This window comes from Nocardia sp. NPDC051052 (genome assembly GCF_044456045.1).
Lineage (GTDB): Bacteria > Actinomycetota > Actinomycetes > Mycobacteriales > Mycobacteriaceae > Nocardia.
Genome location: NZ_JBITFL010000016.1, coordinates 116960 through 139080 on the forward strand (window position 1 = coordinate 116960; position 22121 = coordinate 139080).

Sequence of the window (22121 nt, forward strand, 5' to 3'; positions counted from 1 at the left end):
TCTGATTTCTTAGATGCGTTCAGGTGGCCGTGCGGTTCGAGGTGGGCTGTGCCACGAAAGGAGTGCCGCGCAACCCCGATCCACTGCGCGTGACCGCGAACCGATCTCGCCGCGGACGGCATCTGAATTAGCATGAACGAGCGAGCGGACATGACAGCTGGGATTGGTCGGGCAACACCAGGACGTGTCACCTACTGTCCCGAGGTGAGCGCCGGTGTCGTCCGCGCCGGGGCGGAGGGCGGTTCGGTGGAGTCGATCACCGTGAGCGTCACGGAGTCGTACCGGGGGTTATCCGGAAGCTCTTGTCGCGCGGCGCCTTCGGCCGATCAGCTGCGCACGCGGGCCGACCAGGTATGGTTGCCTACATCAGCGCGGCGCGATGAGACCCCATGAAATCATCGAAACATCTTCGCGCGCTTGATGATCGCGCATCGCGGCAAGTCGAGTGGGGTGATCGCGTGGAGTCGAATTCCTACGACGAGTGGCTGGGCCGATCGATGGCCGAAGTGCCCGAGCCACTTCGGTACCCGGTGTTCGAGTATATTTTCGGCGCCGATCTGACAACGGTGGCGGCCTATGCCGCCGATCAAGCTCGCCGAATTGTTGCTCGGGTCGACCCCGACGTGCGGGCGGATTACGAGGATGTCGCCCAAGACGTACTCATCAGGCTCACCGACAAGCTCCCCGCCGAACGGATACGGCACTGGAAGACGGTGCTGATCCAGGAATTGCAGTGGCGGGCACTGCATCTGCGCAGGGCGAGACTGGTGGCGAAACGGTACCCGGGACGCCGTATCGACTACGACGATGCTGTCGTGCACCTCCAGGACACCGGCATCGCGGATACGAACGAGCGACTGGTCCGTCGCGAAATGATCGCGGCGGCGCTGGCCGCGATAACGCATCAGGAGACCTGTGCCGTGCTGTCGGCAACTTTCGTCCTCGCGGACGACGGATCATATTTCGATGTGCGCACCACCGGTGAGGTGGCAGACCTGCTCGGCATCAGCCAAGAGAAGGTCAAGCGCCTGCGCGCGGCGGGGGTCAAGATCCTGCGAAGCATCTTGCGCGACCTACTCGACACACCCGACGAGACCGATGAGGAGGAAAAATGAACGGTCGCGAGAACAATCCAGATGGCCTGCGATTTCCCATCGACCTCGACGCATTTCTGGCCGGCGCCGACGACGCCCCCGAACTGCTCGACCCCGAGATGATGGCGGCCGGCGAACGCATCGCCGACATGCTCAGCGAGCGGTGGAAGAACGCGGCGTCGGCCACCGTGACACCGATCGCTTCGGGCCGAGCACGGGTAATGCGAGTTGCGGGCTGGACTGTACAGATCCGTGCGGCGGCGATCGACAATCAGCGGGCCGTGCAACAGCAAGCCGATGACGAACTGGGTATCGAGTTCTCACGTTCGTCCATCCATGGCGAGCAGACCCGGGTGTCTGTGCGGTCTTTGGGCGGCAAGGCAAGTCCCGGTGACATTGTGCGGGTCGGTATTGCCAGCGGGGATGATCGGATCGAATTACTGGTCGTGCTGTACCCCGACGAGGAAGACACACTGGCCGGGCAGGTGGTGACGCGGGCGGTCACGATGTCGGAGGAACTCGAGATTTCGGTCATGACTGCCGCGGCATTGGAGTCCGCGCACGCGGCAGCGATCACCGATGCGGTGCGTTGCTCGGCAACGGCCGGCCGCAACGCGTGGCGTCGCATCGCCAAGCGCCTGCCGACCGACGACCCGGTTCGTGTGGCAGTGATCAAGGGGCTCAGCTGAATACCGATATCGAACTGGGGTGGCGTGGTGACCGATAAGTCAGATGACACGCTTCTCGATGAGCTGACCGGTGCGCCGCAACGCTGGCGCGCGCTGTGCCGGGACGCGGTCAAGGCCGGCCGCGAGGCAACCGTCGACCTGCTCGGCCCTAGCGACGAGACCGCGGTCTTGGCACGCCGATCGCTGGCGCGGTGGAAGCACGTCGACCAGGACGACCTGCTCGAAGAGGAATCCGAAGGGCCTGATCCACAGGATATGCGGATCACCGCGGACCTGTCCGCGGCACGGGCGATGGCGATGCTCGCGCAAGCGCTGACCGGCGCGATCGGGATCGATCAGGCGTGTACGGACTTCCTCGACCACTGCGAGCGCGCCGGATTGCGGTCGGTCGGTACGCAGCTGCTGCCACCGGGCATTCCCATCACCAGTACGAATGCGCCGCTGCGCGATATCGTGCTGCACCTGCTCGGCCAGGGCGGGCGCTCGGCCCGCGGATATGCCATCCTCGCCGCGCTCGAGCTCGCCGGGCAGCGTCCGGTTGCCGTGCGCGGGACCGCGATGAGCGTTCTGCTCGTGAACCACGGCGGTCACGGTGAGGTGGGCGTGCTGCAACTCGAACAGGTCCGGGGCGGTCCGAGCGGATTGCATCCAGACCCTGCTCGAATGGGATTTTTGCAGGCCGATCGGGCATTTCTCGACAGCTTCACGCAGGCCTGGCAGATCAGCCGGTTGGCTACCGGCGAGGCGTGCGTCCGGTGGTCGGTGACGGTTGGCCGGGGGGCGCCCGCTAACGACATCAATGGCGCATCGATGGGTGCGGCGCTGGCGGTGGCCCTCGACGATCTCGCGCCGCGATATGGGCAGCTACGACGGTTGCGGCCATATCGCCTGGACCACATGTGTGCGGTGACTGCCGGGCTGTCCGGCACCTCGCTCACGATGGTTGACGGATATGGCGAGAAACTCAAAGCGGCACAGCAGCATTCGGTGCGCGTGGTGGTCGCGGCGGAGGGGTATGCGAAGGCGATCGCACAAGCCCCGCAGAACTACTGCGACAAGATAGCCAGCGCACGGACGGTATTCGACGCCGTCCGCCGGGCTCGCACGCGCATCAACTTTGCGCTGTGGCTCGTCTCGACGGCCGCGATTCTGGCCACCGTGCTGGTAATCGCGACCGGTGTCCAGCTCGCGCATGTGCGCGCACTGAACGCGCTTGCCCAGGCCGAGGCGAATTCCAGACTGTATGCCAACGTTGCCAGGAACAGTGGTCGTCTCAATGCTTCACTCGCACAACAGATCGCGCTGTCCTCCTACCGGGTGAGCCCGACCGAAGACGCGAGATCGGCATTGATCGAGAGCAGCGCGGCCAACGCGCCGATCAGGGTGGCGCCCGGATCGGGTGGAGTCGTTTACATCGACGACGGTCCGCGAATCGCGACGACCACCGACGGCGACCTCGTCGCTATCGGCGAAGACAACGGAACCGTCGGACTCGTGCGCGTGACGCAAACTGGACTGTCCCGCCTGCCGTGGTTTGCCACTGACAGTGGCCCGATTCGAGGATTGGCGATCAGTGCCGATCAGCATTGGCTGGTAGTCGCCGGTCAGCACGAATCATCGCTGTGGAACATCACCGACCCCGCTTCCGCATCGCGGGTGAGCACGCTGCCCACGCAAGGCCACCAGCCATGGACCGCGGCAGTGAGCCCCGACAATGGACTGCTGACCATCGGCTCCCAGGACGGCATGATCTTTACCTGGCGGTTCGGCAACGATCCGGCACACATTGTGGCGCTGCCTGCCTTCGTCGTGCCCGAAGGGCACAACGTCACCGTCACGTTGAGCGATCGTGCTCTGGTCGCAGCGGTGGATATGAGCCCGCACGGGACGTGGTCGAGCACGGTGCGCCTATGGGACACTGCGACGTTGGGCGAGAATCCGGTGCCCGTCGTCGATCGGTTGCTCGATCGACCTGCCGGCGGACTGGTGCGCTCGGTCGAATTCATCGACGCGGGCCGCGTATTGGCCCTTGGCCTGAACTCCGGCGAGGTGAAACGCTGGCGCATCGGAAACGATCTCGCAGATTGGACGGAGGTGCCGTCGTTCGTCCATGCGGGTAACGAGTACTTCGACGTTGCGGTCGATTCGACCGGCTCGAAGGCGGCAGTAGTGGAAGGCGACCTCGAGACCCGTATCCGTGACCTGACCACCGGTGAAGAGTTGGGGACGTTCGCCACCGGAATGACCGCACGAGCACGGTTCGTTCGCGGTGGGCAATCATTGGTCACCAGCGGCCTGGACCACACAATCAGCATCTTCGACCTGCCCGGTGCGACAATTGCGTCGGGACTGCTCACCGTGTTCCGGTTCCCGGCGGACACCGCCGATCGACCAGCAGCCTCGTCTCCCAACGTCTTGTTCCCGAGATTGCGTGCGGTTGCCCGGGTGCCGTTTCCCAGCGATCGCGATACGGGCGACGGTGATCCGTCCGGCTTACTCGACTTCGTGTCGATCTCGCCCGACGGGAAACGGGCCGCGACGTTGAACGAATCGAGCATCCAGGTGTGGGATATCAGCGACCCCGGACGGCCGGCCCGGTGGGGCCCGCCGCTGAATGTGAACTGGTACTACGACCAAGGCGGCACCTTCACGCCGGACGGAAAGCTGATGATCGGAAACGGACTCGATGCGTCGGTGGATATTTTCGATATCACCGATCGACGCGGGGCGCGCCTGGAATCGACGATCCGGTTCAACCGAGGATTTCCGACCGCGGTGTCCCTGAGTCCTGACGGCCGGCTGCTGGCAGTCGGTAGCTACTACACCGGCAATGTCAGCGTTTTCGAACGGGACCGCGCCGGCGCCGTGACGCCCTTCGGGGAGCTATCGGGAATCGACTCTCACGCCCTGCTCATGACGCTCGCGGTGAGTTCCCGAGACACATTGGCGGTGGGCACTGCCGCTGGAGTCGCGCTGTTTCAGCTGAAGAGAGGTGAGTCCCCCCGTCCCATCCCGCTACCGGCCGCTGCCGAAGTGACCTCCTCGGTGGCGTTCAATGCTGACGGGACCAGGCTCGCCTCGACCATTGTCCAGAGCCAGGGCGTTCGCATCTGGGATCTGAGCGATCTCGAGCACGCCGGCGTCTACGCCACGCTCCTGCGCGGACGAGCGCATTGGAAGAAGTCATCGATCTCGTTCTCCGGCTCCATCCTCACCGAATCCGCGGGCGACGGCACGCTCCGGCAATGGAATATCGACGTGCCCCAAGAGATCCGAAAGATCTGTGCCAGCGGCACAGCGCCGATCACTCCAGCGGAATGGGAGCGGGCGCTGCCCGGTAGACCGTACATTCACCCCTGCCCGCAACGGTGAACTCTCGCTGGCCGCGTCTCATCAACGACGTCGTCGGGCCGCCTCGCGAGGGTGCGCGTCAACGGCGGAGACCGCACAGCCGAACGCAGACGATCACGATCGCCGGTGCGACGAAATAGCCTCCGATGAAACCGATTCCAGAGACGATCGGCCAGACCGAATCCGCTTCGCCGCGGATCATCGATATCGACAACACCGCGGGAATCGCGGGTGGGGCGGCAAAGGTGACAGCGTGACGAATCCCGGACCCTCCTGGATTCCAATATTGAACGGTCACCACCGTGCAGGCACACAGCGCATACGCCAGAGACAAGACCGAGCCGAGCGTCAGGTCGAAGGTCGAGGCATCGGCGCCGTGACCATTCAAGTCGGAAGCCATGAGCTGAAAGGCGTTTCCCCAGGGGACTGCCGTGACCAGCCACAGAATCGGTATCCACGCGAGGACAAAGGCGGTGGCCAGCCGGGCGATGATCTTGGCACGATCGGGTCTGGCCGAGAAGGCCGCGAGTAGTTCATCAACCCGCCGAGCCACAGCCAGCACGCCGCGATACATCCCGTAAAACAAGGCAACCCAGCTGAGTACCGCAGCAAGGAACCCGATCCACGGCCGGTCGCTGAACGACTCGCCTACGATATCCCAAATATCGGGCGCGTTGTCGAGTCCTAGTGGGGCACTTGCGATTGCGTTGTTCGTCAGCCGGGCTCCGTCTCCGGGCCAGGCCCCCGTCGAGTTCTGACAGCCACCCGCCGTCGGCTCGACGAGATCGACGAGGCGGGTGACGGCCGAGCCGGTGTCCACTGTGACTGCGGACCTCAGGTTCAGCAGCCCGAAAGCGGCAGAGTGTGCATCCATTGCCGTGGTCCTTGTGTGCGCGGGACGCGCATCGAATGATGCGAGATCACCTACCGATTGATGCGCTAAGGAGCACAGTCGGTTTGGCCTCGCGCACTGTCCGCCGACCGAGAATTCACTCGGCGAACAGGTTCCTCGCCCAGCGCATCGCTTGGGAACCGGCGGGCGGCAGAATCCGCACCCTCACTCGGGAGCCGCACTGACTACTGACTCTAGGGCCCCATTCCGAGTGCGGGTCCCGAGTGAGGGTGCGGATCTTCAGCGATACCGGGGACTGGTCGCGCCGGGAGTGTCCCGCTGGCGCAACCGCGTTCGGCCTAGGAGACGCAGGTGCCGGTGCTGACGGGGGTGTCGGACTGATCTAGGTGCTGGAGGAGTTCGGGCAGGGTGGTGGCTAGGCCGGTGTTGGTATTGGTTGCGTCGATGCCGAAGACCATGCCGAGTACGCGGCCTTGGGGGTCGACGAGGGGGCCGCCTGAATCGCCCTCGTGTACGGCGCCGTTGAGGGTGTAGGTCGAGCGTTCGGTGATTGTGGTGCGGTAGATGTCGGGGACTCGGTTCACGGTGCGCTGGGCGATGCGCGCGGCGGCCGCGGTATAGAGGCCGCCTTCGGGATAGCCGAGGACGATGGCGTCGGCTCCGGGCTTGGCGGCCTCGGGTGCCACGGTGACCGGCGGTGCGGTGAGTCCTGGTACGGCGAGTACCGCCAGGTCGAGTACCGGGTCGAATTGCACGACCGTAGCGCGCAATGGGCCGCTGGGCGTGTCGACAGCGACGGTCGTGGTGCCTGCCACCACGTGGGCGTTGGACAGCACGCGTTCCGGGGCGATGACGAAGCCGGAACCGAATTGTTTTCGCGCGCAGGCGGGTGCCGAACCGGAGACGCGCAGCACGCTCTTCTGGAGGTCGGCCGGAACGCCGTTGTGCACAATGCTCGGGTCTGGCGGCGCCAGCGGCAGGACGAGTCCGGCGTCGACCAGCGGAGTGATGAGCGTGGTCGGCAGGCTCGCCAGCCAGTACGGCGCGACATCGTCCACCGTGCGGACAACCCGCGAATCACGCACGGCCGAAGCCAAGCTGGGCGACATGGTGAGCGGGGCAGCGAACAACCACACCGCGAGCGGCACCGCGACGGCGTGCACCACGGAGCCACCGACCGCGTCCGCCCGCTGCGCGGCGGGCCCGCGCACAGCCCCGCGCGCGACATGCCCGAGTCGGTGACCAGCGGTTTCGCCGACCGCCACCAACCCGACGATGAGGCACACGACGATCAGCAATCGGGTGCGCCCCGGTGCCAGCTGCGCGAGCGCCACCGTCGCGATGACGGCGCCGAGCCCGGCCCCCGCGAGAATGCCGAGGAAGCCGAGCACCGCGGTGATCGCACCCCGGCGCCAGCCGAAGAACGCGGCCGCCACGGTGACCGAAAGCGCAACGAGGTCGAGCCAATTCGGCAGGGTCACGCCTCCAATGTACTGACCGCCGCCGACAGGTCGAGATTGTCCGTTTTCACGCGGTGGTCTGCGGCAACGCGCGGCGGGCGTAGGCGCGGACGTCCGCGTCGACATCATCGATCGCGCGCTCCAGGGCGCCGATGGCGTCTCCGCGGCCCGGCCAGGTGGTCAGTGCGAGCACCGCCGCCTTGCGCACATCGAGATGCGGGTCGCGCAATGCCTCGGCCAGAATTGGCACGACAGCTTCGGGATCGGCACCGGCCAGCCCGCGAGCCGCCCCGACCCGGACTTGCCAGGCCGAATGCCGCAGCGCGGCAGACAGTTCCGCGATATCCGCCGGGTCCGCCCCGAGCACCGCGAATGCTGCCGATGCGGCGGCCCGGACGAGCGGGTCATGGTCCTTGGCGAGGATTCGGATCACCTCTGATCCACCGCCGCCGATCGCGGCGAGCCCCTGCGCCACCGCGATGCGGACCTCGCGGATATCGTCACCTACGAGGGTAGAAACCGCCTGCCGATCATCGAGCGACACCAGCGCGCGGACCGCCTCTATCCGTACGCGATGATCCGAATCGGTCAGCGCCGCAACGTATTGCGGCGCCGAACCGGCCCGCAGCGCCCGCAACAGATCGATGACCGTTGCGCGCACGACGGGATCGGGCGAACCGAGCCGCTCGGGCAACCCGGTCGCGCCGGGCAGCACCTCCACGAGCTCCCGCAGGCTCGCCGCGGCCGCGCGGCGAACCGCGGCGGCGTCATCATCGAGCGCGTCGACCAGGACCGCGGTGAAACCGTCCGGAGTGTTCTCGGTGAGCACGGAGATCGCGGCCACGCGCACGCCGCTGTCCTCATCGGTCAAGTAACTCGACAACTCGGGCACCGTCGGCGCATCGAGCGCCAGCAGCGCGACGAGCCGAGGCGAAGGGGGAGTGACGGTTTCGCGAACGGTGCTGACCGCATCGGCAGGCTGCGGCGCGCGCCCGCCGCGCGATGCGGGCTGGTGCACGGGAATGACGGCGGGATCCGTGGAGGTCAGATCATCGAGCCCGGGGACCGGAACCAAATACGGCGCAACCGGCCGCTTGTGGAATTCCATTGTCCCGTCGGCGTTCTTGCGCAGGTTGAGGTGATACCGCCAGTCGACATCGTCACGCTCGGGCATATCGGCACGATCGTGGTAAAGCCCCCACCGGGATTCGGTGCGGGTCAACGAACTGCGGGCCGCCATCTCGGCACAGTCGCGAATAAACGACACCTCGACGGCGCGCATGAGCTCATGCGGTGTCCGAGCACCGATCTCGGCTATCTCACCGCGCATCCGGTCAAAGGTTTCCACCGCGATCGACAGCTTGGCGGCGGTCTTGGGCGGCGCCACATAGTCATTCACGAACCGGCGCAACTTGTACTCGACCTGCGGCTGCGGCGGACCTTCCGGGTGCCGCAACGGCCGGTAGATCAGCTCGTGCGCCTCGGCCAGTTGCGCCTCGGGCAGCCCATCGGGTGCGGCGACCTCGTCGAGTGTCGACGCGGCGTGCGCACCGGCGAGATCTCCGAAGACGAACGCGCCGATCATGTAGTTGTGCGGCACGCACGCCAGATCACCGGCGGCGTAGAGCCCGGGCACGGTGGTGCGCGCATGCTCGTCCACCCACACCCCGGACGCGGAATGCCCACCGCACAAACCGATTTCGGAAATGTGCATCTCGATATCGTGCGTACGGTAATCGTGCCCGCGGTTGGCATGGAAGGTCCCACGGGTCGGCCGTTCCGTGGTGTGCAGGATGCCCTCCAGCGTGCTGAGGGTTTCCTCCGGCAGATGCGACACCTTGAGATAGATGGGCCCGCGCGCGGATTCGATCTCCCGCTTGACTTCCGCCATCATCGCGCCGGACCAGTAGTCGGAGTCGACGAAACGTTCACCTTGGGCGTTAACCTGGTAGCCGCCGAACGGATTGGCGACATAGGCGCACGCCGGACCGTTGTAATCCTTGATGAGCGGATTGATCTGGAAGCATTCGATGCCACTGAGCTCCGCGCCCGCGTGATAGGCCATCGAATACCCGTCACCCGCGTTCGTCGGATTCTCGTAGGTGCCATACAGATACCCGGACGCGGGCAGGCCGAGCCGGCCGCACGGACCGGTCGCCAGAATCACCGACTTGGCACCGACCGCCACGAATTCGCCGGTGCGCGTGTTCAATGCGGCCGCGCCGACCGCGCGCCCACCCTCGGTGAGCACCCGGACCGGCATCAGGCGGTTCTCGATCCGGATCTTCTCGCGCATCTTCCGTTGCCGCAGTACGCGGTACAGCGCCTTCTTGACGTCTTTACCCTCGGGCATGGGCAGCACATAGGAACCCGAGCGATGCACGCGGCGCACCGCATACTCGCCGTACTCGTCCTTCTCGAACTTCACGCCGTACCGCTCCAGCCGCTGCACCATGGCGAACCCGCGGGTCGCGGTCTGATACACCGTGCGCTGGTTGACGATTCCGTCGTTGGCCCTGGTGATCTCGGCGACGTAGTCCTCCGGTTCCGCCTTGCCGGGGATGACGGCATTGTTGACGCCGTCCATCCCCATGGCCAGCGCCCCGGAGTGCCGCACGTGCGCCTTCTCCAGCAACAGCACGTTCGCCCCCGCCTCGGCGGCGGTGAGCGCGGCCATGGTGCCCGCGGTGCCGCCGCCGATGACGAGCACATCGCAGTCCAGCCGGACCCGATCGGACAGCTCCGGAATGTTCACAGATTCTCCAAGATTTCGGCCCGCACGGCCCGCCGGTCGACGTCCGCGCGAGGGTTGGGCACATCGACGACCGCCCGCAGCGTGCCGCCGCCGAGCACGGCGATGCGGTCGCCGAGCAGCAGTGCCTCGTCCAGATCGTGGGTGACGAAGACCACGGTGGTCGGATGCGACCGCCAGGTGTCGATCAGCAAGCGCTGCATGGTCGTCCGGGTCTGGGTGTCGAGCGCGCCGAACGGCTCGTCCATGAGCACCGCGCGCGGCGCACCGGCGAGGCTGCGCGCCAATTGAACTCGCTGCCGCATGCCACCGGACAGATCCCGCGGCAGGAAGTCGGCGTACCCGGTGAGGCCGATCTCGCGCACCCAATGGTGGGCTCGCTCTTTTCGGATGCCGCGCGGCAGCCCGCGCAGGCGCAACGGCAGTTCGATGTTCTGACGGACGGTGCGCCACGGCAGCAGCGCGTCGTCCTGGAACACCAGCGCCCGGTCGGCCGACGGCCCGGTGACGGTCGCGTCGTCGGCCAGCACCGCACCACCCTGCGGCGTCCGCAATCCGGCGAGGGCGCGTAGCACGGTGGACTTGCCGCAGCCGGATTTGCCGACCAGGACCAGGATTTCGCCGGGCGCGACGTCGAGGTCGAGATGATCGATGACGGTCCGGTCACCGTAGGAGATGTGGATGCCATTGAGGCGCAACCGCATCCCCGTCGTCTCGGTCGATAAGGTCGTTGTCATTCGGACACCTCTCTCGGGAGCCAGCGGGTGATCCGGCGACCGGCCAATTCGACGATCCCCGACGTGCCGAAGCCAAGGATGCCGATGGTGATCATGCCGACGAACACCGCCGGGTAGTCGACGATGGTGTAGGCCTGCCAGGTGCGGTAACCCACGCCGAGCCGCCCGGAGATCATCTCGGCGGAGATGAGACAGATCCACGCCACGCCCATGCCGACCGACAGACCGCTGAACACGCCCGGCAGAATCCCCGGAAAGACCACGCGCACAAGCACTCCGAACCGGGAGGCGCCCAAGGTGCGCACCGCGTCCGCCCAGACGGTCGGCAGCGCGCGCACCGCGTGCCTGGTGCTGACCAGCACGGGAAACACCGATGCGGTGAAGGTGATGAACACCATGCCGGACTCGTCGCTGGGGAACATCAGGATCGCCACCGGCACCAGCGCGATCGCGGGGATGGGCCGGGCCAGCTCGGTGAGCGGCCCGAAAATGTCGGCCAGCAGCCGAGACCTACCGAGCCCGATCCCAGCGAGGACGCCGACCACCGCGGCGAGACCGAAGCCGGTGATGATGCGGATCAGCGATTGGGCGATGTCCAGGTAGTACTGGTGTGTTCCCAGGTGCTTGCCGAATTCGGTGATGATCTCGGTGACCGTGGGCAGCGTGTCGAAACGGAGTCCGGCGCGCACATTGTTGACGGTCAGCAGTTGCCACAGCCCGACAACGGCGGCGACCGAAGCCACCCGGGTCAGGCGGGATCGCCATGCGGACAGCCCGGTGTGCTGCTTGTCGGCAATTTCGATCGACGGCGCGTCAGCGGCTGCTGTTTTCGCGGGAGGGTGCACTGTCGCGCGCTGATCGTCGCTCATCGCCTGGGGCGTCGTCGTCACTTCGGTTGTCATGGGCGAACTTCCGTAACGGCTTGGTCGTACGAGACATTCACCGCGCTCGGATGCCCCTGCCGATACCGCTGCGCCGCAGCCGGAGTCGTGAAGGGCAGGAACGCGTCGCCATCACGCACCCAGCTCGCCTTGTCGGCGAACCACCGCGTGCCGAGCTCGGCGTCAGGGACATAGGCGGCCCGAATGACCTTGCCCTGTGCCTTGGCGGCCTGCACCGTCCGCAGCAGGCACCCGGCATCGGCGGCAGGCTGCGGCCGATCGGCTCCATCGATCCAGACCTCACCCGCCCGCGCCGAATCCGTCACGGCGCGACCGCAAATCGGATCCTTGCCACTGACCAGGCTCGGATTGACCGTCGAGGCCATAGCCTTGTCGTAGTCGCCGCCGTTCGCGGCGAACGCCTTCCGCAGCGGCGCGCTGTCGACGAAACCGTCGACATTCAGCTCGGCGAAGTCACCGATGGACTTCAGGTACGGCACATCGCCTTTGAGCGCGTCGACCAAACCCGGCTTGAGCGTGGTATCGAAACTCGTGCCGCCCGGCCCGTTGTAGAGATAGACGACCTCCTGCGGCAGCCCCGACCCGTCGGCCACGACCTTCGCCGCGTCGAACGGCTTGTCCCGCTGGAACGCGGTGGCGTCGAGCTGCGCCGCGAGAAACGCCTGCAGCACTTCCGGATGCTCGGCCGTATACGCCCGCCGGGCGACGACACCGTGGAAGGTGGGCACACCCAGTTCCGCGCCGTCGTAGAGCAGCTTGGCCTTGTTCTGGAATACCAGCAGTCCTGGCCACGCGACGAACTGTGAAAGCGCCTGCACCTGATGCGATTCCAACGCCGTCGCGCCGATCTGCGGCTGCTGATTGAGTACCTCGACACCCTTGCCCGCGTCGATACCGGCCCGGGTGAGCGCCTGCACCAGCGTGCCGTGCCCCGCCGATCCCACACTCGCCGAGACCTGCTGCCCCGCCAGGTCATTGATGGTCGACGCCGTCGAATCCGGCGGCACCACAACCATGTTGAGCGCACCCTTCGGGTTGTACCCGGTCACCGAGACCAGCGCGGTCTTGGCGCGCTCGTTCGCCTGCGTCCGAGACCCGTTGATCAGCAACGGATAATCACCCATCGACCCGATATCGATCTTCTCGGCAACCATCTGCGCGGTGATCGGCGCGCCGGTGTCGTAGTCCTGCCACTCGACCTGATACTTGGCGCCGCCCTGATCGGTCAGCTGCTGTAGTCGCTTTTCCAGGTACCCCTGCGCCTTCAGCAGGGTCCCCGCGGTGACGGTGTTGATGGTCTTGGATTGATAGCCGACGACGACTTTCACGGTCCCGGCAGGGGTGTCGTTCGAGCTCTCGAGTGAGCAGCCCGTCAGCGTGAGCGCGGCGGCGAGCAGGACGGGAGCGAGGCGTACTTTCATCAGACTTCCAGATCAGCGGAGCAGATAGGGCATGTTGACCGTGACGGCGCCGGTGGGACAGCGGGCGGCGCAGGGCCCGCAGTACCAGCACTCGTCCACGTGCATGAAGGCCTTGCCGTTCTCGGGATTGATCGCCAGCGAATCGAGCGGGCAGATCTCGACGCACAGCGTGCAACCCTGAATGCACAGCGATTCGTCGATGGTCACCGGAATATCGGTGCGCTGGTTCACGAGAGCCATCTAGAGGACCTTCCATTCGGGGGTGCTGCGGGTCAGGCTGCCGCGCATGGTGATTCGGTCGCCGCGCAGCCGGATGTACTCGAGATCGACCGGCCGGCCGTCATCGAGATGGGTCAGCCGTTCGAGCATCAACAGCGGTGCGCCGCCGGGGATATCGAGGGTGGACGCGGTGTGCGGGTCGGCGGGCACGGCCTCCAAGGCGAGGTCCGCGTGGCCGAGCGAGCGGCCGCTGAGCTGCTCGAGCAGCACGAAGATGTCGGTGTGCTCGAGGTCGTGGCCGAGCAGTTCGGTGCCGATATCGGGCACCAGGTAGGTGAGATCCAGGCTCAGCGGCATGTCCGCCAGGTAGCGCAGCCGCTCCAGGTAGACGACGCGCTCACCCGGCGCGAGGTGTAGTCGGCGCGCGACGGCGGCCGGAGCGGTGACGTGCATGGCGGCCCGCACCTCGTTGCGGACGGTGCCGTGGTCCTTGAATGTCTCCTGCAGGCCGAGCAGCGCGTCGAGGCCGTGATCGAGTTTGCGCGTCGCCACCCGGGTGCCGATCTTCGGCGCCCGGTCGATCAGCCCCTCGTCCTTCAGCAGCGTGAGCGCCTCGCGGACGATGTTCCGGGACGCCTCGAACTCTGCGGCGAGCTGCTGCTCGTTCGGCAGGCCGTCATCGAACGTGCCCGCGTGCAGTTGATGGCGGAGTAGATCGGCGACCCGCCGCGCCTGATCGGCGCGTAACCGCCGCACCGGTGTGGGTTCCGCCGCGACCTCCGCCGCCTTTCGCTCGCTGACCTGCATGGATAGCGACGATAGTGCGGAATTGACGGACCGGATCCCGGCAGCGGACCGACCCGGAATCAGGGGATGTTATTGCGCCGTTCCTACCCGGCTCCGACCTGGCGAAACGTCGGCCAGGTGCGTCAATACGCCACCTCGCCGAGGGCGGATCGGGTTCGGATCATGCCGATTCGAATGCGGCAAGCTAGCGGGGCCCGTAGGTGTTGAGGAACAGCACCGGCCCGGTACCGAACCCGTCCGCGGTATCGAGGTGCAGCAAGGCCGCCAATGCTTTGGCGGTGTAGACGGTTTCGAGCCGCAGCCCGTCCTGGGCCGCCAGGTTCTGCGCCTCGCGGGCGGCGGGCGTCGGATGGCCGTAGCCGGGGCCGAGCCAGTCGGTGGTGCTGGTCAGATCATTCGGGCCCAAACCGGTCGCCTCGAATTGTGCTCCGCGAGAACGCAAGAGCCGTTCCGCGCGCACGGCCAGGCGGGCGATGCGCGGGGCATCGAGGGGGAGTGAATCGTTGACCACTACGCCGACGACGCGGGTTTTCAGCCCGGCCAACCGCAGTCCGAGCGCTAAACCGGCTGCGGTGCCGCCGGATCCAACGGCCGTCACGAGATGGCTCGGTTCGGGCATCGCGCCCGCGGCGATCTGCGCGGCCAGCTCGAACGCCCCTTCGACGTAGCCGAGCGCACCGATCGGCGACGAGCCACCCACCGGGAGGTAGTACGGCCGGGTGCGGCCTTGCATGTGCCGCAGGTACAGCCAGGGGGCGGTCAGCATGGTTCGCCGCTTGGTGTGCGTGAAATGGATTGTGGCGCCGGATTTCTCCAGTCGTCGCAGCTGCTCGCGCACGTGGTCGTCCATCGGCTGGTCGACCAGCGCGAGGACGGTCTCGATGCCATGATCGCGCCCGTACAGCGCGGTGGCGAGGCCCCAGTTGGTGCCGGTGCCGCCGACGGTGAAGATGGTCCGTGCGCCGCGCCGATGCGCCTCGGGCAGTAGCCATTCCAGCTTGCGGACCTTGTTGCCGCCCCAGCCGCCGTCACCGTATCCGCTGTCGTCCTTGCACCACAGCGGAACTCCGGTCCCGACGTCGAGCGCGCGGATCGGCGTCGTGCTGCCTAGTCGCTCAAACGGCAACGTGTCGGCGAGCTCCGGAAAACGCTTGTGTAGCAGTGAGTCCGACATGTCAGCTTCCGGTGGGAGGTCTCGTGATCGCCTCGGGGATGCCCAGCAACGCGGCCTGCACCTCGTGCAGCCGGTCGACATCGCCTCGGATGCCCGCGACATTATCGTTGTACAGGAAGGCCTCGCCGAGCCGGACCAGCGTATAGGCCAGCAGATCCGGCGCCACCGGCGGCTTGTACCCGTCTTCCCGTTCGGCGCGGGCGATGAGCTCGCGCACGGTGGTGACCACCAGCGGCTGCACCGGCCCGTCGCTCGCGGTGAGAATCCGCAGCCCGGCGAGGGGTTCGTTCTCGAAGTACCGGCGGAACGGCACGTTGTCGGTCATCCAGCGATTGACCCGGTACAGCACGTCGAGGATGCGCCGGGCGCCGGTGGAGCGCCGCCTGGCGTCGGCGCGGGTGAGCAGCGCCGCGAACTCACCGGCCAGCACCGTGCCGAGCACGCCCTCACGGGAGCCGAACCAGCGGTAGACCGAGGCGCGGCTGAGCCCGAGCCGCGCGGCGATCGCCTGGATGTCCACCCGCTCGCCGGCCAGAAACGCCTGCCGCGCGAGGTCGATGACCTCTTCCCTGGTCGCCGACGCCGGTCGTCCTGGCGGGCGGGTGGTTCGCTGGCTCGGGGTGGTCATCGGAAAATGGTACATCCTTCGATGTGTGTACCGAATCAGAACCAGGCGTCTTGCATGTCCAGCGTAGTGACGTCGAGGCGGGCGAGCAGGTCCAATGCCGGTGCCGTCTTGGGCAACTCGAACCGGTAGAAGTACCGCGCCGCGTGCCGCTTGCCGTCGTAGAAGTCGCCGGTGTGCGCGGCGGCGGCCAGCAGCTGCTCGAGCCAGATCCAGGCCAGCACGATATGGCCGAAGGCCTCCAGATAGACCGAGCTGTTCGCCAGCGCGGCCTCGAAGTCGCCGGTGGCGAACAGCCCCGCGGTCACCTCCACCAGGCGCCGCCAGGACGAATCCAGTTGCGCGGCAAGCTCGGCCGCCTCGCCGCCGGCCGCGCGGGCGGCGGCAACGGTGCCCTTGACGCGGGCGTCGAGGGCGAGCAGGCTCGCACCGTTGTGCTGGGTCACCTTGCGCCCCAGCAGGTCCAGGCCCTGAATGCCGTGCGTGCCCTCGTGGATCGGGTTGAGCCGGTTGTCCCGGTAGTGCTGTTCGACGTTGTACTCGCGGGTGTAGCCGTAGCCGCCGAGCACCTGGATGGCGAGATTGTTCGCCTCCAGGCACCATTGCGACGGCCAGCTCTTGGCGATCGGGGTCAGGATGTCGAGCAACAGCGTGAGTGCCCGTTTCTCGTCCGCCGAATCGGCGGTGTGTTGTTCGTCGACCAGCCGGGCGCAGTAGAGCACCAGCGCCAGCGCGCCCTCGGTATATGACTTCTGCGCCAACAGCATTCGCTTGACGTCGGCGTGCTCGATGATCGGCCGTTGCGGCGCGGACGGATCTGCGGGCAGCTTGGCCCGGCCCTGCGCGCGGGTGCGGGCGTAGTCGAGGGACTCGAGGTAGCCGGTGTAGCCGAGCGCCGACGCGACCATGCCGACGCCGATCCGCGCCTCGTTCATCATGTGGAACATGTAGCTGAGCCCGCGGTGCGGCTCGCCGACCAGATAGCCGACCGCGCCCGCCGCGCCACCCGGCGTCCAGCGGCCCTCGCCGAAGTTGAGCACGGTATTGACGGTGCCGCGGAAGCCCATCTTGTGATTGAGCCCGGCCAGCGCGACATCGTTGCGTTCGCCGACCGCGCCGTCGTCGTCCACCAGGAACCTCGGCACGACGAACAGCGAGATACCCTTGGTGCCCACCGGACCGCCGGGGATCTTGGCCAGCACCAGGTGCACGATGTTCTCGCCGAGTTCGTGGTCGCCGCCGGAGATCCACATCTTGGTGCCGAACAGCCGGTAGGCGCCGTCGTCCTGGCGTTCGGCGCGGGTGGTGATGTCGGCCAGCGACGACCCCGCCTGCGGCTCGGACAGGCACATGGTGCCGAAGAATCGGCCGTCGAGCATCGGGCGGACGAACCGCTCGGTGAACTCCGGACCGGTGTGCGCCAGCAGCAGATTCGCGTTCGCCACGGTGAGGAACGAGTAGCCCGAGGTGCCCGGATTGGCCGCCTGGAACCACGCGTAGCTCGCCTGCGCGACGGTGACCGGCAGCTGCGCGCCGCCGAGCTCGTAGTCCATGGCCGCGGCGGGCAATCCGGCCTTCGCGAAGGCGGCCAGCGCCACGGCGACCTCGGGAATGATGGTGACCCGTTCGCCGTCGAAGGTCGGCTCGTTCGCGTCGTTGAGTTTGTTATGCGGCGCAAAGTATTTGGTGGCCAGCTGCTCGCTGAGCTCGAGCACCGCATCGAAGGTCTCGCGCGAATGGTCGGCGTAGCGCCCACGTTTGGTGAGCTCCTCGACGTTCAGCCACTCGTAGAGCAGGAAGTCGAGATCGCGCCGGGAAAGCAGCGTGGAACGCATCAGCCGTCCTTTCGAGACATGTGCGTTCCACTGTATCTTACGGCCGAAGACGATGGGTGGGCTACGGGAAGCGGCTTCGAGCCGAGGCCTGGCTCAGCTGGTCACGCGATCGATCTGCTCGGCCTGAACACCCCAGCCGGACAGCAGCTTTCGGACCTGTTCCGGATCTGCCGAGAGCGGGGCCGGGGTATCGATCGGGGTGCGGTCGAAGCGCGGCGCCGGTGCGGGCTGGAGTACGCCGTTCACCTCGATGAAGGCGTTGCGCGCCTGGTTGTGCGGATGCTCGTGCGCCTCCCACGGGCTCAGCACCGGGGCGACGCAGGCATCGGTGCCCGCGAAGACCTCGGCCCATTCGTCGCGGGTGCGTTCCTTGAACTTCGCGCCGAGCACCTCTTTGAGCTGCGGCCAGCCGTTCTTGTCGAGCTGGAACGGCAGGTCGGGGTCGTCGATGCCGAGGATGGCGAGCATCTGGTTGTAGAACGGGATCTCGACGCAGCCGACCGCCATGTACGCACCGTCGGCGCATTCGTAGGTGTCGTAGAACGGCGCGCCGCCGTCGAGCATGTTCTCGCCGCGGGGGAAGTTCCACAGGCCGAGATGGTGCAAACCGTGCATGGACGCGGTGAACAGGGCGGAACCGTCCACCATCGCGGCGTCGACCACCTGCCCCTTGCCGGAGCGTTCGCGTTCGTAGAGTGCGCCGAGCACACCGACCGCCAGCAGCAGGCCACCGCCCGCGTAGTCGCCGAGCATGTTCGCGGGCGGCACCGGTGGTTCGCCGGCCCGGCCGATGAGTCCGAGCGCGCCGGAGATCGCGATGTAGTCGATGTCGTGCCCCGCGGTGCGCGCGAGCGGGCCCTGCTGACCCCAGCCGGTCATCCGGCCGTAGATCAGGCGCGGGTTGCGCGCCGCCAGGTCGGCGGGGCCGAAGCCGAGGCGCTCGGCGACGCCGGGGCGGAACCCTTCGATGAGCACGTCCGCGTGGTCGGTGAGCGCGAGCAGCGTCTCGCGGTCGGCCGGTTGCTTGAGATCCAGTGTGATGCTGTGCTTTCCACGGTCCAGCGGGCCCTCCGGCGAGACGATGCCCGCGCCGGGTGCGCCGCCGCGATCGACGCGCAGCACCTCCGCGCCCAGATCGGCCAGGACCATGGCGCCGAACGGGCCGGGCGCGAGACTGGCGATCTCGATGACTTTCACTCCGTGCAGTGGTCCCATGTCTCCGCTTTCTGTCGTCCTCGACGAGGGCATGCGGCGGCGGCCGAACCCCACCCGTCCGGATCGGTGTCCCCGAGGTTAAGCCCGCGCGGGGGTGTCGCCAATGACCGTCGCGCTCGAGAGACCATGACCCTAGCGCTCATCGTCGGTGTCGAGCAGGTGATGGGTGTGTGCGGCGGCGGCCGCTTCGGTGCGGGTGGCGGCACCGAGTTTGGTGAGGATGCGGGACACGTGGACGCCCGCGGTGTTACCGCTGATGAAGAGTTCGGCGGCGATCTGCCGGTTGCTCAATCCCTGTGCGACGAGGCGTAAGACGTCGAGCTCTCGCGGGGTGAGGCCGAAGGTGGTGGGGCGTGCGGCCTTCGGTTCGGGCGTTCGGTCGGTGAGGGTGAGTCCGGCTCTGTCGGCGATCCGATGGGCCGTCGCGGACAGGGGAGCGGCGCCGAGATCGGCGGCGAGCTCGGCGACTTCGCGCAGCGCCGGGTGCGCGGCCGCGCGGTTGCCCACCGCCAGTTCGGCTTCGGCGGCGCCGAGCAGGGTGCAGGCCAGTTCATAGGGCTGACGTAATGCGCGCCAGGCTGATACGGCATCGTGCCAGGCTCCGGTGCGCGTGGCAGCACAGACCGCGCGGTGGGCGATGTCGACGGCGATGGTGACCGGCAGGGCGGCGGCGACCGTCGCGAGATCCGTTGCCGCTTCGGCGTTCCGGGCGGCGAGAGCGAGCAGCGGCCACACCTCGTGGTGGTGGACGGCGAGATCGTCGGCGGACAGCGCCTCGACGAGGATGTCGGTCGCGCGCTGTGCCTCGCCGAGCTCGACCGCGATCGCGTACCGCACGGTGCGCAGCTGGAGCTGATATTGCCTCGCCCACGGTCCGTCGCTCAGCAGTCCGGCGGCCGTGTCGGCGCTGGTGCTCGCCGCGGTCGAATCGCCTTGCGCCAGCCGAATTCTCGCGTGCGAGAGCAACAGCGCCGCCTTACTCAGCGGCGGCAGCTGCTCGGTCAGGAATTCGTCGATGAGAGCAAGGGCCTCCGGCCAGCGACCGAGCGCGGTCAGTGCCTGGGCCCATTTGACCAGCAGGATGGGGCTGGCCTCGGCGTAGCGAAAGGTTTCATGGGCGGCCCGCAGGCCCTGCTGGATCGCCGCTATCGCCGCGGTGTGCTCACCGCCGGCGACGAGCACGGCCGACTCCCACAGCACCACCGTGAGCAGCGTCCGCGGGTCCGTGGCCGCGGCATGTGCCTTCTCGAAATAGGCGACGGCGGTGCCGGATCGGGCATCGGCCGTGCCGGATCGGGCGGCGGCGGCCAAGCCGAGGAAGGCGTAGGCGCGGGCGGCCAGTGCGGTGGCATCGAGCTGTTCGGCCACCTCGACGGCGGCCAGCGCGCTGGTCTCGGCCGATGCCGCGTCGCCGTTGAACACCTGCGCGGCGGCGAGTTCGGCGAGGATCTCGCCGCGCAGCACGGTCGGCGGGTGTGCGGGCAGCAGCTCGAGGGCGCGGTGCAGATCGCCGTCGGAGCCCTTGCTGCTCTGGTTCTTCAGACCGGCCCGATAGTGGAACAGCCGGGCTGCCCGCTCGGGCGCGGTATCGGTGTCCACCAGGAGCAGCGCTTCGTCGGCCGCTTGGATGCCGCGCTCTACGATGCTGCCCTGGTGGCAGACCTCGACGACCTGTTCGAGCACCGCGAGGCGTTCGGTGGCTACCTGCGTCTGCGGCACCCGATCGAGAAGTTCGAGCACGCGCTCGAGGTGACGCAGCCGTTCGGTGTACGCACCGGCGCGTGCCGCGGTAGCGGCGGCGGCCAGGGACGCTTCCAGGGCCAGCGGCAACTCACCGGCGGCGTGCGCGTGATACGCCAGCTCACCGGCGTGGTCCCCGCCCGGCCAGGCGTGGTCGGCGGCCAGTGCGTGGGACAGCTTGGCGTGCAGGCGCTTCCGTTCGATCGGCAGCAGCTGGTCGTAGACGGCGTCGCGAATCAGGATGTGCCGGAACTCGTATCCGGTGTCGTGCGCGATCAGCACCTGCCGATCGATCAGCTGACGCAGCGCGCGGTGCAGCGTGTCCTCGTCGAGCTCGGCGGCCGACTCAAGCAGTGTGTGCCGCACCGGCGATCCCGCGGCCGCCGCAAGCCGCACCAAGGCCTGTGTCTGCGGTGGCAGCCCGGCCTGAGCGCCGAGTAGCAGCTCGGAAAGATCGGCGGGCGTGTCCTCCGGTGAGCCGCTGAGCGCCTCGACGAACAGCGGAATCCCTTTGCTGCGCTCGAAGATTCGCGCGATCGTGCCCGGCTCGGGTTCGCGACCGAACAGGGCGGCGAGTTGCCTGCCCACCTCGTGCCGGGTCAGCGGCTCCGGAACAACCAGCCGCACACCGGGATCGCGGCGCAGGTCGGCGACGAGCCTGCGCATCGGCTCCGAGTCGGCCGGACGATAGGTGCCGACCAGCAGCAGGTCACGCTGCGCCGAGTTGGCCACCAGAAACGCGAGCAGTTCGCGGCTCGAATCATCGGCCCAGTGCAGATCCTCCAGCACAACGACCACCCGCTGTCGCACGGCTAGCTGTTCGAGCACCGTGAGCACTTCGCCGAAGAGCCGAATCCGATCGACGTCCGCCTCGGCCGAACCCGCCTTGGCCGCCAACTCGGGTAGCCACCGCGACAATGCCGGGCGGGACACCGGCAGCAGCGTGGCCAGGCGGTCCACCCCGAGCTGCCGCACCAGCGCGCGCAGCACCGAGACGAACGGCGCGAACGGTATGCCGCTGCCGCCGAATTCGGGACACCGGCCGACCAGCACCGTCGGGTCCGTGCCGAGTCGTGACGTGAACTCGGTGACGAGCCGAGATTTGCCGAGCCCGGCCTCCCCGGCGATCAGCACGGTATGCACCGCCGGATCGGTGTAGGCCGCCCGCAGCGCCGCGACCTCCGCTGCTCGCCCAACGAAGGCACCACGGACGGGAAAGCTCACCACTCCGCGATCATGCCCGGCCC

General features: G+C 67.4%; 16 protein-coding genes. 3 read left to right on the forward strand and 13 right to left on the reverse strand.

Annotated features, from left to right (window positions below; genetic code table 11):
* Positions 1-458: 458 nt before the first annotated feature.
* From ACIBCN_RS38450 to ACIBCN_RS38460, 3 genes are read left to right on the forward strand one after another with little or no spacing between them, the layout of a single operon-like run.
* On the forward strand, positions 459-1115 hold the full coding sequence (locus ACIBCN_RS38450; RefSeq protein WP_396997034.1) for a hypothetical protein: 657 nt from the start codon (positions 459-461) through the stop codon (positions 1113-1115).
* On the forward strand, positions 1112-1783 hold the full coding sequence (locus tag ACIBCN_RS38455) for a hypothetical protein (RefSeq protein ID WP_396997036.1): 672 nt from the start codon (positions 1112-1114) through the stop codon (positions 1781-1783). The genes ACIBCN_RS38450 and ACIBCN_RS38455 overlap by 4 nt, the downstream gene beginning before the upstream one ends.
* A gap of 27 nt (positions 1784-1810) precedes the next feature.
* Positions 1811-5155 (forward strand): WD40 repeat domain-containing protein, encoded by a 3345-nt coding sequence (locus tag ACIBCN_RS38460; RefSeq protein ID WP_396997037.1) that lies wholly within the window; start codon positions 1811-1813, stop codon positions 5153-5155.
* A 58-nt stretch (positions 5156-5213) separates the two neighbouring features.
* On the opposite strand, the gene ACIBCN_RS38465 is transcribed toward ACIBCN_RS38460, so the two are convergent.
* From ACIBCN_RS38465 to ACIBCN_RS38525, 13 genes are all read right to left on the reverse strand, one after another.
* Positions 5214-5954, reverse strand: coding sequence for a hypothetical protein (locus ACIBCN_RS38465; RefSeq protein ID WP_396997038.1), 741 nt, complete (start codon positions 5952-5954; stop codon positions 5214-5216).
* A gap of 371 nt (positions 5955-6325) precedes the next feature.
* A complete protein-coding gene (locus tag ACIBCN_RS38470; RefSeq protein ID WP_396997039.1) occupies positions 6326-7468 on the reverse strand; it encodes a MarP family serine protease in 1143 nt (380 codons plus the stop codon).
* Positions 7469-7514: 46 nt separating this feature from the next.
* The gene (locus tag ACIBCN_RS38475; RefSeq protein WP_396997040.1) at positions 7515-10202 is read right to left on the reverse strand and encodes a fumarate reductase/succinate dehydrogenase flavoprotein subunit; all 2688 of its coding nucleotides are present in this window, start codon (positions 10200-10202) and stop codon (positions 7515-7517) included.
* Entirely contained in the window at positions 10199-10936 is a 738-nt protein-coding gene (locus ACIBCN_RS38480) for an ABC transporter ATP-binding protein (RefSeq protein WP_396997041.1), read from the reverse strand. The genes ACIBCN_RS38475 and ACIBCN_RS38480 overlap by 4 nt, the downstream gene beginning before the upstream one ends.
* Entirely contained in the window at positions 10933-11838 is a 906-nt protein-coding gene (locus ACIBCN_RS38485) for an ABC transporter permease (RefSeq protein ID WP_396997042.1), read from the reverse strand. The genes ACIBCN_RS38480 and ACIBCN_RS38485 overlap by 4 nt, the downstream gene beginning before the upstream one ends.
* Complete coding sequence (locus tag ACIBCN_RS38490) at positions 11835-13259, reverse strand: ABC transporter substrate-binding protein (RefSeq protein WP_396997043.1); 1425 nt, start codon at positions 13257-13259, stop codon at positions 11835-11837. Before ACIBCN_RS38490 ends, ACIBCN_RS38485 begins: the two co-directional genes overlap by 4 nt.
* Positions 13260-13271: 12 nt before the next feature.
* Entirely contained in the window at positions 13272-13499 is a 228-nt protein-coding gene (locus ACIBCN_RS38495) for a ferredoxin family protein (RefSeq protein WP_040734564.1), read from the reverse strand.
* Positions 13500-14285, reverse strand: coding sequence for a GntR family transcriptional regulator (locus ACIBCN_RS38500; RefSeq protein WP_396997044.1), 786 nt, complete (start codon positions 14283-14285; stop codon positions 13500-13502).
* A 184-nt stretch (positions 14286-14469) separates the two neighbouring features.
* Positions 14470-15459 carry a 1-aminocyclopropane-1-carboxylate deaminase/D-cysteine desulfhydrase gene (locus tag ACIBCN_RS38505; RefSeq protein ID WP_396997045.1) on the reverse strand — a complete coding sequence of 330 codons (990 nt, stop codon included), beginning with the start codon at positions 15457-15459 and terminating at the stop codon, positions 14470-14472.
* A 1-nt stretch (position 15460) separates the two neighbouring features.
* A complete protein-coding gene (locus ACIBCN_RS38510; RefSeq protein ID WP_396997046.1) occupies positions 15461-16087 on the reverse strand; it encodes a QsdR family transcriptional regulator in 627 nt (208 codons plus the stop codon).
* A 35-nt stretch (positions 16088-16122) separates the two neighbouring features.
* Entirely contained in the window at positions 16123-17919 is a 1797-nt protein-coding gene (locus ACIBCN_RS38515) for an acyl-CoA dehydrogenase (protein WP_396997048.1), read from the reverse strand.
* Positions 17920-18012: 93 nt separating this feature from the next.
* On the reverse strand, positions 18013-19134 hold the full coding sequence (locus tag ACIBCN_RS38520) for a CaiB/BaiF CoA transferase family protein (RefSeq protein WP_396997050.1): 1122 nt from the start codon (positions 19132-19134) through the stop codon (positions 18013-18015).
* Positions 19135-19266: 132 nt separating this feature from the next.
* A complete protein-coding gene (locus ACIBCN_RS38525; RefSeq protein WP_396997052.1) occupies positions 19267-22101 on the reverse strand; it encodes an AAA family ATPase in 2835 nt (944 codons plus the stop codon).
* Positions 22102-22121: the final 20 nt, after the last annotated feature.

Excerpts from the sequence above, each read along its gene's own strand:
- ACIBCN_RS38480 (WP_396997041.1), bottom strand. The coding sequence starts at position 10,936 with ATGACAACGACCTTATCGACCGAGACGACGGGGATGCGGTTGCGCCTC.
- ACIBCN_RS38515 (WP_396997048.1), bottom strand. The coding sequence starts at position 17,919 with ATGCGTTCCACGCTGCTTTCCCGGCGCGATCTCGACTTCCTGCTCTAC.
- ACIBCN_RS38500 (WP_396997044.1), bottom strand. The coding sequence starts at position 14,285 with ATGCAGGTCAGCGAGCGAAAGGCGGCGGAGGTCGCGGCGGAACCCACA.
- ACIBCN_RS38495 (WP_040734564.1), bottom strand. The coding sequence starts at position 13,499 with ATGGCTCTCGTGAACCAGCGCACCGATATTCCGGTGACCATCGACGAA.
- ACIBCN_RS38520 (WP_396997050.1), bottom strand. The coding sequence starts at position 19,134 with ATGGGACCACTGCACGGAGTGAAAGTCATCGAGATCGCCAGTCTCGCG.
- ACIBCN_RS38490 (WP_396997043.1), bottom strand. The coding sequence starts at position 13,259 with ATGAAAGTACGCCTCGCTCCCGTCCTGCTCGCCGCCGCGCTCACGCTG.
- ACIBCN_RS38455 (WP_396997036.1), top strand. The coding sequence starts at position 1,112 with ATGAACGGTCGCGAGAACAATCCAGATGGCCTGCGATTTCCCATCGAC.
- ACIBCN_RS38485 (WP_396997042.1), bottom strand. The coding sequence starts at position 11,838 with ATGACAACCGAAGTGACGACGACGCCCCAGGCGATGAGCGACGATCAG.
- ACIBCN_RS38510 (WP_396997046.1), bottom strand. The coding sequence starts at position 16,087 with ATGACCACCCCGAGCCAGCGAACCACCCGCCCGCCAGGACGACCGGCG.
- ACIBCN_RS38505 (WP_396997045.1), bottom strand. The coding sequence starts at position 15,459 with ATGTCGGACTCACTGCTACACAAGCGTTTTCCGGAGCTCGCCGACACG.